Below are 15,418 nucleotides of genomic sequence, written 5' to 3' on the forward strand. Positions count from 1 at the left end.
GTCCAGTACATGCCGGAGCGGCCGCCGGCAGTGGTTTCCTCACGACTTGCTCATGCCGGGCGGGCAAAACCTATCGCCGCGCTACCCCAACCGGGGCAGTGTCTGGTCCGTACCCAGCAGCGGCCGGAAGAGGTCGCCCTTCTCGGCGATCCGCTGTGGCACGGTGCGCAGCGCAAAGCCGTCCGGCCGCAGTTCCGGATCGTCGAGCTCCTCCCAGCCGATCGGCATCGACACCGGCGCCCCGGGTGCCGGCCGGGCGCTGTACGGCGCGACCAGCGTCTTGTTGATGGCGTTCTGGGTGTAGTCCAGCCGGGCCTTGCCGGCCCGGTCGCGCACCTCCCACTTCCAGCTCAGCAGCTCCGGCACCACCGCCCCGACCGTCTTGGACAGCTGCTCCACCCAGCGCCGGGTCTCGGCGAAGCTGGGACCGCGGGTGATCGGCACCCAGATCTGGATGCCACGCCGGCCGGTCACCTTGGGCCGGGCCAGCATGCCCAGGTGCTCGAAGGCGGTGCGGTGCAGCCGGGCCAGCACCAGCACGTCCTGCCAAGAGGTGCTCCCGCCCGGGTCGATGTCGATCAGGGCGTAGCTCGGCTGCTGCGGCCGGTCGACCATCGAGGTCCAGGCGTGCCATTCCAGCGCGCCGAAGTTCGCCGCCCAGACCAGGGCGGCCGGCTCGTTGACCACCAGGTAGGTGCGCGTCTCGCCCGGGTCGGCGTCCGGGTTCTGCCACCGGGTGAGCCAGTCCGGTGCCCAGTCCGGAAGTTCCTTGTGCCAGAAGCCCTTGCTGCCCGCCCCCTGCGGATAGCGGTGCATGTTCAGCGCGCGGCCGGCCAGGTAGGGCAGCGCCACCGGCGCGATCTGCGCGGTGTAGCGCAGGAATTCTCGTTTGGTGACCGGCTGGTGCTCGGCCGAGCCGGGAAAGAGCACCTTGTCGAGATTGGTGACCTTGAGCTCGCGGCCGAAGACCTCCCAGTGCCCGCCGGACGCCGGCAACTCCTCCAGCGCCGCCAGCTCGTCCGCGCTGGGCCGCCCGGACGCCGGGTCCTTCAGGGCGATGGAGGCCTCGGCGGCCGGCAGGTCCGAGCGCCACATCCGGTCGGGGTCGGCCAGCACCTCGTCGTTGGTGCGCCCGCTCAGCACCGAGCGCGGATGCTGCTCCGGATCCCAGCCGGGCACGGCGAAATCGTCGCGCTTGTGCAGCATCAGCCAGTGTTCCTTGCCACCGGAATCGGCCCCGGTGCGCACCAGCACGAACCGGCCGCGCAGCTTGCTGCCGTACAGCTCGGCCTGCAGCTCGCCGCGGGCCACCGCGGTGGCCGGGTCCAGGCGGGTCTTGACCGGTTCCCAGGTGCCGGCGTCCCAGACGATGACGTCGCCCCCGCCGTACTCGCCGGCCGGGATCACCCCTTCGAAATCGATGTATTCGATCGGGTGGTCCTCGACGTGGAAGGCCGCGTGCCGGGCGGCCGGGTCCAGCGTGGGGCCCTTCGGAACGGCCCAGCTCACCAGCACCCCGTCGATCTCGAAGCGCACGTCATAGTGCAGCCGCCGGGCCCGGTGCCGCTGCACCACGAACCGGCGGCCGGCCGGGGCAGGCGCCGCCGGCTCCGTGTCACCTACCTCGCCTTCCGGCTCGGAGGTACGGCTGAAGTTCCGCTTGCGCCGGTACGGGGCAAGCTTCTCGGTGGCCGGCGGGTCGGAGGCCATGCTGTGGAGTCAAGTACCTGGCACCGGCCGCCGCAACCAGGCACCACCGCCCGATCGGCCGGGCCAGGCAGCCGGCAGAGGTCAGCCGCCAGGTCAGCCGACAGACGACCGGTCGGCGGCGGACCGGTCGGCGGGGAACCGGCCGATGGCCCGCTCGGCCCACCGGCCGGCGACCTGGTCGACCACGACGGTGGCAAGCCAGCCGGCCAGCGCGCCCAGCGCCAGGCCCGCCACCACGTCCTGCAGGTGATGGACGTGCGCGGCGACCCGGGCGGCGGCCAGCAGCACGGCAGCGGCAGCCAGCACCACGCCGGTCCGCCGGTGCCGGAAGGCCAGCAGGCTGGTGAGCAACCCGGCCGCGATGCAGTGGTCGGAGGGGAAGCCGTTGTCGGCACTGTGCTTGATCAGCGGATGCAGCGACGGATTCTGCACGAACGGGCGGGGATCGGTGTGCAACCCGGCGGCGATGGTCAGCAGCAGCACCGCGAAGGCGGCACCGAGCACGGCGGCGACCGCGGTTCTCGTCCGGGCCTGCCGGTCTATCCCGACCGCCCAGACGAGCAGGGCCAGCGCGGCCATCGCGAACAGCAGGTAGTCGGCCAGCCAGGCAATCATCGTGTCCATTTACCGCGAGTCTGCAGCCAGAGCCTTGGATTGCGATGTGAGCGGCTCAGCGCAGCGACAGCGCCAGCCACCAGCCCAGGGCGCCGGCGCCCAGGCCCGCCACCAGGGTGAGCGCGACGTTGCCCACCGCCTGCCACCGGGCGCCGAGCCCGGCCAGGCGCAGGGTCTCGTAGCTGAACGCCGAATAGGTCGACAGCGCGCCGCAGAAGCCGGCACCGGCCAGCAGCGCGAGGTTCCCGCTCACCGTGCCGGCCGCTCCGGTCAGCAGGCCGAGCACCAGCGAGGCCAGCACGTTGACCGTGACGGTTCCCCACGGGAACAGCGTGCGATGCCAGGACTGGATCGCCCGGTCCAGCAGGTACCGGGCCGGTGCGCCGACCCCGGCGCCCAGCGCCACCAGCAGCCAGCTCATGCCGCCGGCTCCGGGGCGACGCTCCGGCGGGCCTGCCAGACCCGGCCGGCCAGGCCCGCCGCCAGCCACACTGCGACGGCGCAGCCGAGCACGGTCGCGGCCAGGTAGCCAGCCGCCGTCCCCGGCCGGTGCTGGCGCACCAGCTGCTGCACCTCGACGGCGAAGGTGGAGTAGGTGGTGTAGCCGCCCAGCATCCCGGTGCCCAGGAACGGCCGGGCCAGCCGGTGCGGCCTCGGCAACTGCGGCAAGGTGGCCATCAGGACGCCGATCAGCAGGCAGCCGGTGAGGTTGACCAGCAGCGTGGACCACGGAAACCCGTCCGGCCGGTGCACCCACGCCCGGCTCAGCCCGTAGCGGGCCTCGGCGCCCAGGATGCCGCCCAGCGCGACGGCCGCGAGCACCGCGTGCCCGGCCGGCCCGGCCTGAGCGCGCTGCGCCGGATCGTGCAGGTCGACATCGGGATCGACGATCGGTTCCGCGCCGTTCTCCGGCGGCTCCGGCAGCGGGGACAGGTCAGTACCTCCTGGCGGTCCGGATGGCGGGTGGCGCGGCTGCCGGAAAGCAGGATAGGCCTACCGCGCACCGCTCCCGCCGCGGCGGGGGAGAAGAATCGGCCGCATGCCCCACTCCCCGCAGGCCCCGCTGGACGAGACCGTCCGGGCGTTGCGGGCTGCCGGCTGCGTGTTCGCCGAGGACGAGGCGCGGCTGCTGCTGGCCGCCGCGAGCGGCCCGGACGAGCTGGCCGAGCTGGTACGCCGGCGCGCCGCCGGCCAGCCGCTGGAGGTGCTGCTCGGCTGGGCGGACTTCTGCGGGGTGCGGGTCGCCGTGCGGGCCGGCGTGTTCGTGCCCCGGCAACGCAGCGCGTTCCTGGTCGAGCAGGCGGTGGTCCGGGCCCGGCCCGGAGCGGTCGTGCTCGACCTGTGCTGCGGCAGCGGGGCGCTGGGGCTGGCGATGGCGGCCGCGCTGGGCGGGCTGGACCTGCACGCCGTCGAGCTGGACCCGGTGGCGGTCCGGTGCGCCGAGGGCAACCTCGCCCCGGTCGGCGGCCGGGTGTACGCCGGGGACCTGTACGACCCGCTGCCGGCGGCGCTGCGGGGCCGGGTCGAGGTCATCGTGGCCAATGCGCCCTACGTGCCCACCGAGGCCATCTCGCTGATGCCGCCCGAGGCCCGCGAGCACGAGCCGCGGCTGGCCCTGGACGGCGGGCCGGACGGCGTGGACGTGCACCGCCGGGTGGCCGCCGGGGCACCGGACTGGCTGGCGCCCGGCGGCAGCCTGCTGATCGAGACCGGCCGGTCGCAGGCCGGCCAGACCGCGGCGGCGCTCGCCGGGGCCGGCCTGGTCCCGTTGCTGGTCGAGTCCGAGGACGCGCTGTGCACCGTGGTGGTGGGCACCCGGCCGGACGAAACCCTCCCTTGACAGTGCCCGGACCGCGACGGACGATCGGCTGACTTCGTGCGGGGTGTGCCCCGTGCGGAGCGCAGGCACGCAGCGCCGGAGACCTCGGCGTGCGTGCCGAGTACGGGGGCTTGGGTCATGACCACTCTTCTTTGTGCTGCCGTGCCGGCCGGCCGGCGCGCCCGCCGCTGGCTCGGACTGGCCGGCGTCGCCTCGCTGGTCGGCTCCGGCCTGCTGGCCGCCGCACCGGCCGCGAGCGCTGCCAGTTCCCTCCTGGTCCGCTATCCGTACCTCACCGATGTCACCACCACCTCGGTGCAGGTCACCTTCGACACCACCACTAAGGTGACCAGCGCGTCCGGGGCGGTGCGGTGGGGTACGCCCAGCGGCAGCACCGGCTGCACCCTGACCGGCACGTCGGCCAGCAGCACCGCCAACTCGGTCAACGCGCCGATCACCGTCGCCGGCGTCACCGAGTACCAGACCTCGATCCGGATCTCCGGGCTGGCCGCCGGCACCAGCTACTGCTACCGCGTCTACACCGGCGGCACGGCACCGACCGACCTGCTCGGCAGCGACGTCGCCCCGCGGTTTGCCACGCTGCCCACCAGCGGCGCGGTCACCTTCGACGTGCTCGGCGACTGGGGCGACGACAGCATCGCCGCCGGCCAGAACCAGAGGAACATCGACGCCCTGATCGCCGCCAGCGGGGCGCAGTTCGCCGTCTCCACCGGCGACATCGCCTACCCCAGCGGCAGCCAGACCAACTACGGCAACCTGGTCGCCACCGGCACCGCGGTCAGCGAGGTGTTCGGCCCGGGCTACTGGAAGGCGCCCGGCGCCTCGGTCCCGCTGTTCGCCAGCGCCGGCAACCACGGTCGCAGCACCACCTTCCTGCAGAACTGGAAGCAGGCCGCGACCGTCGCCGCGTCCGGCGGCAAGTACGTCATGGAGAGCTACTCCGGCCTCGACGGCACCACCGCGGCGAGCTACCCCTCGGTCTGGTACGCCTTCGACGCCGGCGGCGCCCGGTTCTACGTCCTCGACGCCGACTGGAGCGACAGCAACACCGGCACCGCGCCCGGCGGTGCCTACCAGGTGGACCGCGACTACCACTGGCAGCCCACCAGTCCCGAGTACCAGTGGCTCAAGGCCGACCTGGAGAGCCACGCCAACAGCCTGAAGCTGGCCTTCTTCCACTACCCACTGCGGTCGGACAACGCCACCGAGAGCAGCGATACCTATCTGCAGGGCGACCCGAACAACCCCTCGTCCACCGCCAGCCTGGAGGGACTGCTGGCCAACAACGGGGTGGACCTGGCGTTCAACGGCCACGCCCACCTCTACCAGCGCAACCTCGCCCCGCCCGGCGCGGTCACCAGCTACGTCACCGGCGGCGGCGGGGCGAAGGTCGAGCCGGTGAGCCGGAGCCGGTGCGCCACCACCGACGCCTACGCCGTCGGATGGTCCTACTCCAGCGCGTCGGGCAGCGCGTGCGGGGCGGCGCCGACGCCCGGCTCGGACGCCCGGGTCTTCCACTTCCTCAAGGTGGCCGTCAGCGGCAGCACGGTCACGGTGACCCCCACCGACTCGACCGGAGCGACCTTCGACGCGGTCACCTACGACTTCGCGCAGAACAGCGTGCCGCCGGCCGCCCCCACCGGCCTGCTGGCCACCGCCGTCGGCAGCACCGTCAAGCTCAGCTGGACCGCCAGTCCCAGCAGCGACTCCAGCGCGCAGGACGTCTACCGCAACGGCCGGTGGCTGGCCACCGTCGGACCCGCGGTGAGCTCCTACCTCGACGCGGCGCCGCTGGCCGGGGCCAGCTACACCGTCCGGGCGCACGACCTGGTCGGCAACCAGTCCGGCGACAGCGCACCGGCCGGCGTCGGCAGCGGCACCGACAGCACGCCGCCGAGCGCGCCGGGCAACCTGACCGCCGCCGCTGCCGGCCCCACCTCGGTGCAGCTGAGCTGGACCGCCAGCACCGACAACGTCGGCGTCACCGGCTACGAGATCTACCGCAACTCCGCCGGCACGCCGCTGGCCACCGTGGCCGGCACCGTGACCAGCTACCTCGACAACACCGTGGCGCCCGCCACCACCTACAGCTACACGGTCAGGGCCAGGGACGCGGCCGGGAACTCCACCGCCAGCAACGCCGCGTCGGTGACCACGCCGGCCGGCACCGGCACGACCATCTTCGCCAGCGACGACGTCACCGTGGACCAGGCCGTCCCGGACGCCCAGCCCTCCGCCACCGCCTCCCGGGTCGTCACCGACGGCAGCCCGGTGAACAATGCGCTGATCCAGTTCAAGCCGGCGCTGCCGGCCGGCTGCGCCACGGTGACCCGGGTGACGCTGAGCCTCACGGTCGGCACCAACACAGACGACAACTCGGTCCGGGGCGGCGACTTCTTCCTCACCGACAACGCCGCCTGGAGCCAGACCGCGATCAGCTGGAACATCGCCCCGAAGCCGGTCGGGACGGCAGTGTTCAGCCAGGGCGCGGTGGCGCTCGGCCAGACCGTGACCGTCGACCTGACCGGCCGGGTCGACGTCACCGCGCCGTTCACCGTCCGCATCTCCACCACCAGCGGGGACGCCGCCCGGTACTACTCCAGGGAGGGGTCGGCGACGCTGGGGCCGCGGCTGAGCGTGACCTGCTGACCCCGCACGCCGTCCCGTTCCGCAGCCGCCCGGATGCCTTCCAGCTGTGATGTCGGACACGTTCTGCCGTTTCGGTTGCGAACGAACCACAGCGGTGCCTCGAGGCCGTCGTGAGCTGGTTGCCGGCCGGCCCGAGGGCACGCCGGAAGAGCCGGGCGGGAGGAAGATCGTTTTCAACCTGCTTGTACAACGATGTACCTGCGGTATGACCGAGGTGTGTAACTGCGTCGTCCGGGCCGGCTCCGGTCAACGATCATGATCATCTCAGCGTCGCTGGGAAATTCTGCTGCCACCGATGAGTGGCACCAGGTCTGTAAAGGCTTCCGTGCGCGCATAGCGGACCTGTGGGATCTATGCCGCCACATCTTGACCTTAGGGATTTCCCATGAATGAATGGCGCCGTCGTTCTCCTTCACCCAACCCCTACAGGTGGATTGATGCATAAATTGCGCAGTTCGAGGGCTCGCCGTGGCACGGTGGCTCTCACGGCGCTCGGCGCCATGGTTCTGTCCGCGGCGTCCGCCGTCTCCGCACCGTCGGCCTTCGCCGCAACGAGCGCCAAGGCCGGCACCGCCAAGCAGTCCCAGATCGGCAAGCACGACCGGGAACTGCTGGCCACCGCCATCGCCAGCGGCAAGCCGACCGTCACGCTGCTGATCGCGGCCGCTCCCGGCCAGAACAGCACGGTGATCAGCGCCCTGCAGGCCCTGGGCGCGACCGTCGCCAAGGCCGACAGCGACATCAGCTACATCCGCGCCGTGGTACCGACCGGCAAGGTCGAGGCCGCTGCCAACCTGGCCGGCATCGTGGCCGCCGACCTCGACGAGGTCGTCGAGCTCGACCAGCCGGAGCCGGCTGGCACCCAGGCCCCCACCCCGCAGACCCCGCCGGGTGCCAGCACCCCGCGTGACAACCCCTACATGCCGGTCGGCGAGACCGGTGCCGCCGCCTTCACCGCGGCGCACCCGACCTGGGACGGCCGGGGCGTCACCATCGGCATCATGGACTCCGGCATCGACCTGGACCACCCGGCGCTGGCCACCACCACCACCGGTGAGCGCAAGATCACCGACTGGGTGACCGCGACCGATCCGTTCACCGACGACGACCCGACCTGGCTCGACATGAAGACCCAGGTCAGCGGCCCGAGCTTCAGCTACGCCAACGTCAGCTACACCGCTCCGGCCGGCACCTACCGGTTCGCCGTCTTCACCGAGAACGACCCGCGCCTCGGCGGCGAGCTGGGCAGCGACATCAACCGCGACGGCGACAGCACCGACAGCTGGGGCGTGCTGTGGGACACCACCGCCAACACCGTGCGCGTCGACACCAACTCCAACCGCGACTTCAGCGACGACGCGGCGATGACCGACTACGCCAAGAAGTTCGACATCGGCCACTTCGGCACCGACAACCCGGCCACCCAGGCCCAGGAGACGCTGCCGTTCGTCGTGCAGACCGACGGCAAGAACAAGGTCGTCAACATCGGCATCGTCTCCGGTGAGCACGGCACCCACGTGGCCGGCATCACCGCGGCCAACGGCATGTTCGGCGGCGCCATGTCCGGCGCTGCCCCCGGTGCCAAGCTCAAGGCGGTCCGGGTCTGCATGTTCATCACCGGCTGCACCTCGCACGCCCTGATCGAGGGCATGACCTTCCTGGCCAAGCAGGGCAACGTCGACGTGATCAACATGTCGATCGGCGGCCTGCCGGCGCTCAACGACGGCAACAACACCCGGTCGGTCCTCTACACCCGACTGGTCGACCAGTACAACGTGCAGATCTTCATCTCGGCCGGCAACAACGGCCCGGGCCTGAACACCATCGGTGACCCGGCGGTGGCCTCGCACGTGCTGGCCGTCGGTTCCTACATCAGCAAGGACAGCTGGCAGAAGAACTACGGTTCGGACTCCACCTACGCCGACAACCTGCACCCGTTCTCCTCGCGGGGCCCGCGTGAGGACGGCGGCTTCAAGCCCGAGATCGTCGCGCCGGGTTCGGCCATCTCCACCACCCCGATGTGGGAGGCGTCCAGCCCGGTCGCCGGCACCTACACCCTGCCGGCCGGTTACTCGATGCTGCAGGGCACCTCGATGGCCTCGCCGCAGGCCGCCGGCGTCGGTGCGCTGCTGGTGAGTGCCGCCAAGCAGGCCGGCGTGCAGAGCCAGCCGGCCCAGATCCGGCAGGCGCTGAAGTCCACCGCCCGGTTCCTCCCGCGCTACGGCGCCTACGAGCAGGGCAACGGCCTGATCGACGTCAACGCCGCCTGGAACCAGCTCAAGACCAACATCAAGACGGTGGAGATCACCTCCTCGGTGGACGTCCACACCATCCTGTCGGGCTTCCTGGCCACGCCGGGCAAGGGTGAGGGCATCTACGACCGCGAGGGTGTCACCGCCGGTGCCAGCTACACCCGCACCTACACCTTCACCCGCACCTCGGGTGGCGGCGGCACCATCACCTACAACCTGAACTGGGTGGGCAACGACGGGACGTTCTCCTCGGCCGGCTCCATCGCGCTGCCGCTGAACAGCCCGAAGACCCTCACCGTCACCGTGCACCCGACCAGCGCGGGCACCCACTCGGCGATCCTGAACCTTGATGACCCGGCGACCACCGGCATCGACAAGCAGACGCTGAACACGGTGGTGGCGGCCGAGCAGTTCGCCGCGGCCAACAACTACTCGATCACGCACTCGGGCACCATCGGGCGCAACCAGTACACCACCTACTACTTCAACGTCCCCGCCGGTGCTCCCGCACTGAAGGTGGACCTGGTGGGTGGCGGCAACACCCCGGGTGCCGGCCAAATCCGGTTCCTGCGGTTCCACCCGTACGGTGTCGGCCTGGAGGACAACTCCTCGCTGAGCTGCTACAACCCGACCTCGGGCTCCTGCGCGGCCGGTTCACCCACCAGCCGCACCCAGAGCAACCCGCAGGCCGGCGTCTGGGAGGTCACCGTCGAAGCCCGGCGTACCTCCGACGTGGAGAACGCGCCGTACAGCCTGACCACCTCGATCCTGGGTGCGTCGGTCTCGCCGAACCCGGACACCATCGCCTCGGCGACGGTGGGTTCGCCGATCGCACGGAGCTACACCCTGACCAACCTGTTCGGTGACTTCACCGGCCGGGCGGTCGGTTCCACCTTCGGCAGCGCCAAGATCGACACCCCGTCGATCGCCGCGCTCGCCCAGCAGCAGCGGGTGGTGAACGTGGCGGCCGGCTCCACCTCGCTGCGGGCCACCATCGGCAGCACGAGCGACCCGGGTGCCGACCTGGACCTGTTCGTCTACAACTGCACCACCGGCACCTGCGTGCTGGCCGGTCAGTCGGCGGACGGTGACTCCGAGGAGTCGGTGACCATCGCGAACCCGGCAGCGGGTCCGTGGGTCACCCTGGTGGACGGCTTCGCGGTGCCGGCGGGCACCACCACGTTCAAGTACGTGGACGTGTTCACCAACTCGGCGTTCGGCTCGATCGCGGTGACTGACGCGAACGCGCTGCGGCCGGCCAACAGCCAGTGGACGGTGCCGGCGACGGTGACCGCGAACTCGGCTCCGGCAGCGGGCCGGGTGCTGCTCGGCAACGTCCGGGTCGCGACCGACGCCAACGTGCTGGTCGGTACCGGTGACGTGGTGGTGCAGAGCGTCACCCCGTAACAAGTGAGCACATCCAGCTAGATCGCACAGCGGAGGGCCCCGCCGGAGTTATCCGGCGGGGCCCTTCCGCGTGCCCGTCCGGCGGCCCTGCTCCGGTGCGGGCAACCCCTGCAGTCACCAATGGGCATGTTTATTCTCAATGGCCGTAGACAGCGGGATGTGACGCGGTAACCTAAGCCCCTCGCCTGCCGGCGGGGCAGGCGAGCGGTGGACCGGGCCGGCAGGCGTTGCCCGATCCGGCCGCGAGCCGGCCGGGAAATCCGAACTCGGTTCGTTACTTCGACTCGTGACGGGGTGCATTGTAATTGGGTGACTTCGACTTTCTGATCGGTAACTGGAAGGTGGCCAATCGCCGGCTCAAGCAGCGGCTGGCCGGCTGCACCGACTGGGAGGAGTTCGAGTCCACCTCGGTTGCCTGGAGCCTGCTGGGCGGCAACGCCAATATCGACCAGTTCACCTTTCCCGACGGGAACACCGCACTCACCCTGCGGCTGTACGAGCCCGAGCGGGCGCAGTGGTCGCTCAACTGGGCGACCAGCACCGAGGGTGTGCTGTTCCCGCCGGTCATCGGAGCTTTCTCCGACGGAGTAGGGCTGTTCTACGGCGACGACAGCCACGAGGGCACGCCGGTCCGGGTGCGTTACATCTGGTCGGGGATCACGCCGAACTCGGCCCGGTGGGAGCAGGCGTTCTCGGTCGATCAGGAACAGACGTGGGAAACCAACTGGATTATGGAGTTGACGCGGGCATGACGGCGATGAAGGCACACGAGCGGGACTTCCGGTTCGGGTTCACCCTGGGCACCCACCACTCCCGGCAGGATCTGGTCGACACCTGCCGGCGCGCGGAGGCCTACGGCTTCGACGCGGCGGGCGGCGTGGACCACCTCGGGCCCAACCGCACCTCGCCGCTGCTGGCGGCGATGGCGGCCGCCTACGCCTGCGAGCACCTGCGGGTCGGCAGCTACGTGCTCAACGTCGGCTTCTGGAATCCCTCGGTGCTGGCGCGCGACGTGGCGACCCTGATGCGGTTGACCGACGGCCGGCTGGAGCTCGGGCTCGGCACCGGCCTGCTCAAGTACCAGTTCGACGACGCCGGCTTCGAGTTCCAGTCCTTCCAGCAGCGCCACGAGCGGGTCGCCGAGACCATCGACAAGGTCGCTGAGTTGCTGGCCGTGGAGCCGGGCGTGAGCATGCCGCCGCTGCTGATCGGCTCCGGTGGCGAGCGGATGATCCGGCTGGCCGCCGAGCGTGCCGACATCTTCAGCCTCGGCGGCCGGCTGCAGGTGGCCGGCCAGCCGCCGGCCACGCTCCGCCTCAAGACCGCTGCCGAGACCGACGAGCGGGTGAAGTTCTTCTGCTCGGTCGCCGGCGACCGGGTCGACGAGATCGAGCGCAACGCCTTCATCCTGGGCGTCTACATCACCGACGACCGGCGCAAGGCCGCCGAGCAGGCCATGGAGGACTTCGGCGCCTACCTCACCATGGAGGAGATGCTGGAGTGCCCGTTCCTCTTCATGGGCACCGAGGAGGAGATCGCCCGGCAGGTCATCGAGAGCCGGGAACGGTACGGCTTCAGCTACTTCACCGTGCAGCGTCCGCACATGGACCTGCTCGGCCCGGCCATCAAGCTGGTCCGCAGCCTCGTCTGACGTCTGACCCAGCTGCACCCGTGCGGGCCGCCGGCATCGTCCGGGCGGCCAGCACGCGTGCAGAGCGGGAACACGCTCGCGTCCGGCCCGGACGTGCCCGGCGTCATCGCGTCCGTCGCGCCGCCACTTCCTGCCTGCCATCTGGCAACGCCGAAGAACTCCGGCCGCGCCCGTCTCATTACCGTTTCGGCATAGGCGGACGCATAACTCCCTGGCGAAAACCGGGCTTCCGGGCGATCTGAGGTCCGCGATTCTGGAGGCGGTCCGGTTGGGGTGTACAGAGCTGGAGAACGACCTCCGGGGCCGGTTGCTGCCGGCTGCCGGCGGGCCTGCCGACCCCGGCCGTGCCGCCTCGCGGCGACCGGCCGGGTGAGGCCGGCGTGCCTGCCTCGCAACTGACCTCCATCCTGGTGACGCTGGCCGTGGTGGTGGCCGCCGCCAAGCTCGGCGGATACCTGTTCCGGTTCCTCGGACAACCGACCGTGGTCGGCGAGGTGCTGTCCGGCATCGCGCTCGGGCCCACCGTCTTCGGCAGCGTGGCGCCGGGGGTGAGCGGCCAGCTGTTCTCCCCGGCCGTCACACCGTTCCTGGCGCTGATCGCCCAGCTGGGCCTGGTGCTGTACATGCTGCTGGTCGGCAGCGAGATCAGGGTGGTACCGCTCAGCCGGGCCAATCGGCTGCTGGTGGGGGTGAGCGCCGGATCGCTGCTGGTGCGTTCGGCCTGGGCCTGCTGGTAGGCATCGGGATGGCGACCCGGCCCGATCTGCGGCCGGCGGACGTCTCGACCACCGCCTTCGTGCTGTTCACGGCCACCGCGCTCACCATCACCGCGCTGCCGGTGCTGGCCGGGATCCTGCGGGAACGCCGGATGATCGCTTCCGCGGTCGGCCTGCTCGCCCTCGCCGCGGCCGGCACCACCGACGTGGTGGGCTGGGTCCTGGTCGCCGTCGACCTGTCTCTCTACCGCGGCGGCAGCCGCGGCCTGGTCACCGCGGCCTGGGCGGCCGGCATCATCGTCCTGGCCCTTGGGGTGCTGCGTCCGCTGCTGGCCCGGAGCGCCGTGCTCGACCGGATGCCGGCCGGCGGCTACCTGACCGCGGTGGTGGTGACGGCCACCGCGGCCGCCGCGCTCACCAGCTGGGTCGGCCTGCACGCCGCCCTCGGCGCGTTCCTGGTCGGCCTGCTGCTGCCGCGCGACCAGGTCCGGCTGGCCGCCCTGCACCAGCAGATCGAGCCGGCCACCTCGGGTTTCGTGCTCCCGGTGTTCTTCGTGACGTCCGGCCTCGGCGTGGACCTCACCCGGCTCGGCCATGCCGGCGCGCTGCCGCTGTTCCTGATCGGCACGGTCGCGGTGGCCAGCCTCGGCAAGCTGGCCGGGGCCGGCCTGCCGGCCAGGCTGCTGGGCCTGTCCTGGCGCGACGCCGGCCGGGTGGGCGTGCTGCTCGGCACCAAGGGGGTCACCGAGCTGGTGGTGCTGGCGATCGGCCGGGACGCCGGGCTGCTCAGCGGTGCGCTGTACACCCTGCTGGTCGCCACCACCCTGATCACCACCGCCAGCACCGGACCGCTGCTGGCGGTGTTGGACCGGCAGGAGCGGTCAGCGGCTCGCCAGGCCCGGCAGCAAGCAAGCAATGTCCAAGAACTCGGGGTCCGGCAGCTGCCGCATGCTGATACCCGACCAGCCCGCCGCTCCATCCGCTAGCCGGCCACCGGGCCCGGCAGGCCTTCCGTTCGCGGCCCGCCAGCCGGTGCCGCCAGCCGTTTCGTGCGATCGACAAAGGGAGATTCCCGTGTCCCAACCCTTCCGGCACCGGGATGAGCCCACGCGATGCAGTTCCGCGACGGTGTTCTGGCTCGCCACCACCGTGGGCATTCCGGGTGCGGCGCTGCCGATGGCCGTGCCCACCCACCCGGCGCGACCCCGGACGCCCGAGGGACGTCCGGACCTGCTGGGGGTCTGGGCGCCGGTGGCGGTCGCCTTCGACCTGGGGCTGGCACTGAACGGCCTGTTGCCCCTTGCCGTCCTGGGAACGCTGGCTGCCCTGATCGCAGCGGTGGCGTTGGCCACCGAGTAGGCCTTTCTGAGGGCCGTTCTGCCACCTGCGGACCGCTCGCCGGGCGAAACCGGCACGCCGCAGCTGCGCTCGCGGCCGCTCCGATGGGGTGGTGGGTGCCGCCGGCCGCAGGCAGTGCCGCCGGGTACCGCAAAGTTGCGGGGACGATGCGCCGAACTATAGAAAAGGGGACGACGCGGCCAGCGTTGGCAGCCACGACCGGTAGGGAAGCCGATTCGATGAGCGTTCCGAGGACCATGCGAGCCCTGCAGCAAACGGCGCTCACCGGTCCGCAAGGCCTCCGGCTGATCACCGACGCGCCGGTGCCCTCGCCCGGACCGGACGAGCTCCTGGTCCGGGTCACCGCCGCCGGAGTCAATTTCGCCGACCTCGACCAGGCTTCCGGCGTGTTTCACAACGGCCCGCAGCCGCCGTACCTCGCGGGGTTCGAAGCCGCCGGCGAGATCGTCGCGGTGGGTGGGTCGGTGACCAACTGGGAGCCGGGCGCGCACGTGGTGGGCGCCGGGTTCGGCGCCTTCGCCGAGTACGTGCTGCTGGGCGCGTACACCGCGGCACCGGTACCGGCCGGCTGGGCCGACGCGCAGGCGCTGGGGATGGTGGTGAACTGGCCGGCCGCCCTCGCCGCGCTCCGGCCGCTGGGCGGCCTCGCCGCCGGGCAGACCGTGCTGATCCATGCCGCGGCCGGTGGCACCGGCCAGGTCGCGGTGAAGATGGCCAAGCACTACGGCGCCGTGGTGATCGGCACCGCGTCCGCCGGCAAGCACGAGACGGTGCGCGGCCTGGGTGCCGACCACGTCCTCGACTCACGCAGTTCCGACCTCGTCTCCGAGGTGCTGGCACTGACCGGCGGCACCGGCGTGGACCTGGTGCTCGAGTCGGTCGGCGGTGCCACCCTCGAGGCCAGCCTCGCCGCGGCCAAGCGGGTCACCGGCCGGGTGGTGGTGATCGGCATGTCCGCCGGAAAGGCCCAGCTGACCAACTGGGATCTGGTCTACCGCAACCAGGTCTGCGTCGTGGGCCTGAACCTCGGAGTGCTGATCCAGTCCGCGCCGCAGGTCTTCGGCGAGGTGATGGGCGAGCTGTCCGCGCTCGTCACCGCCGGCGTGCTCGGTCCCGGCAACCCCACCGTCTACCCGCTCGACGACGGGCCGAAGGCCTTGGCGGAGCTGGCGAATCGGTCCACCATCGGCAAACTCGCCCTGGTGCCCTGAGCGGCATC

Annotated in this window: 13 protein-coding genes; 9 read left to right on the forward strand and 4 right to left on the reverse strand. The window is 71.4% G+C overall.

What is annotated here, in order from left to right; genetic code table 11:
* Positions 1-81 precede the first annotated feature (81 nt).
* The 4 genes from VLJ82_RS09055 to crcB all read right to left on the reverse strand — a co-directional run bounded on the left by VLJ82_RS09055 (position 82) and on the right by crcB (position 3,249).
* Positions 82-1,710, reverse strand: a complete 1,629-nt coding sequence (locus VLJ82_RS09055) for a DNA polymerase ligase N-terminal domain-containing protein (RefSeq protein WP_408663009.1) — start codon at positions 1,708-1,710, stop codon at positions 82-84.
* Positions 1,711-1,803: 93 nt separating this feature from the next.
* Positions 1,804-2,334 (reverse strand): phosphatase PAP2 family protein, encoded by a 531-nt coding sequence (locus VLJ82_RS09060; protein ID WP_408663010.1) that lies wholly within the window; start codon positions 2,332-2,334, stop codon positions 1,804-1,806.
* 46 nt (positions 2,335-2,380) lie between these two features.
* Entirely contained in the window at positions 2,381-2,746 is a 366-nt protein-coding gene (locus tag VLJ82_RS09065; RefSeq protein WP_408663011.1) for a fluoride efflux transporter FluC, read from the reverse strand.
* On the reverse strand, positions 2,743-3,249 hold the full coding sequence (gene crcB, locus VLJ82_RS09070; protein ID WP_408663073.1) for a fluoride efflux transporter CrcB: 507 nt from the start codon (positions 3,247-3,249) through the stop codon (positions 2,743-2,745). The genes VLJ82_RS09065 and crcB overlap by 4 nt, the downstream gene beginning before the upstream one ends.
* A 115-nt stretch (positions 3,250-3,364) precedes the next feature.
* Here crcB and VLJ82_RS09075 point away from each other — a divergent pair, with 115 nt between their 5' ends.
* From VLJ82_RS09075 to VLJ82_RS09115, 9 genes are all read left to right on the forward strand, one after another.
* Positions 3,365-4,165 carry a putative protein N(5)-glutamine methyltransferase gene (locus VLJ82_RS09075; RefSeq protein WP_408663012.1) on the forward strand — a complete coding sequence of 267 codons (801 nt, stop codon included), beginning with the start codon at positions 3,365-3,367 and terminating at the stop codon, positions 4,163-4,165.
* A gap of 117 nt (positions 4,166-4,282) precedes the next feature.
* A complete protein-coding gene (locus tag VLJ82_RS09080; protein ID WP_408663013.1) occupies positions 4,283-6,814 on the forward strand; it encodes a fibronectin type III domain-containing protein in 2,532 nt (843 codons plus the stop codon).
* Between the two features lie 500 nt (positions 6,815-7,314).
* Entirely contained in the window at positions 7,315-10,473 is a 3,159-nt protein-coding gene (locus VLJ82_RS09085; protein ID WP_408663074.1) for a S8 family serine peptidase, read from the forward strand.
* 305 nt (positions 10,474-10,778) lie between these two features.
* Positions 10,779-11,225, forward strand: a complete 447-nt coding sequence (locus VLJ82_RS09090; RefSeq protein WP_408663014.1) for a hypothetical protein — start codon at positions 10,779-10,781, stop codon at positions 11,223-11,225.
* Positions 11,222-12,124 carry a TIGR03621 family F420-dependent LLM class oxidoreductase gene (locus VLJ82_RS09095; protein WP_408663015.1) on the forward strand — a complete coding sequence of 301 codons (903 nt, stop codon included), beginning with the start codon at positions 11,222-11,224 and terminating at the stop codon, positions 12,122-12,124. The genes VLJ82_RS09090 and VLJ82_RS09095 overlap by 4 nt, the downstream gene beginning before the upstream one ends.
* Positions 12,125-12,504: 380 nt before the next feature.
* Complete coding sequence (locus VLJ82_RS09100; RefSeq protein WP_408663016.1) at positions 12,505-12,861, forward strand: cation:proton antiporter; 357 nt, start codon at positions 12,505-12,507, stop codon at positions 12,859-12,861.
* An 8-nt stretch (positions 12,862-12,869) separates the two neighbouring features.
* Positions 12,870-13,826: a cation:proton antiporter gene (locus VLJ82_RS09105; protein WP_408663017.1), complete on the forward strand. Its 957-nt coding sequence runs from the start codon at positions 12,870-12,872 to the stop codon at positions 13,824-13,826.
* 88 nt (positions 13,827-13,914) lie between these two features.
* Complete coding sequence (locus VLJ82_RS09110) at positions 13,915-14,199, forward strand: hypothetical protein (RefSeq protein ID WP_408663018.1); 285 nt, start codon at positions 13,915-13,917, stop codon at positions 14,197-14,199.
* A gap of 218 nt (positions 14,200-14,417) precedes the next feature.
* Positions 14,418-15,410, forward strand: a complete 993-nt coding sequence (locus VLJ82_RS09115; protein WP_408663019.1) for an NADPH:quinone oxidoreductase family protein — start codon at positions 14,418-14,420, stop codon at positions 15,408-15,410.
* The last annotated feature ends 8 nt before the right edge of the window (positions 15,411-15,418 follow it).

The sequence above is a fragment of the Jatrophihabitans sp. genome (genome assembly GCF_035474675.1).
In the GTDB taxonomy this organism is placed as follows: Bacteria; Actinomycetota; Actinomycetes; order Mycobacteriales; family Jatrophihabitantaceae; genus Jatrophihabitans_A.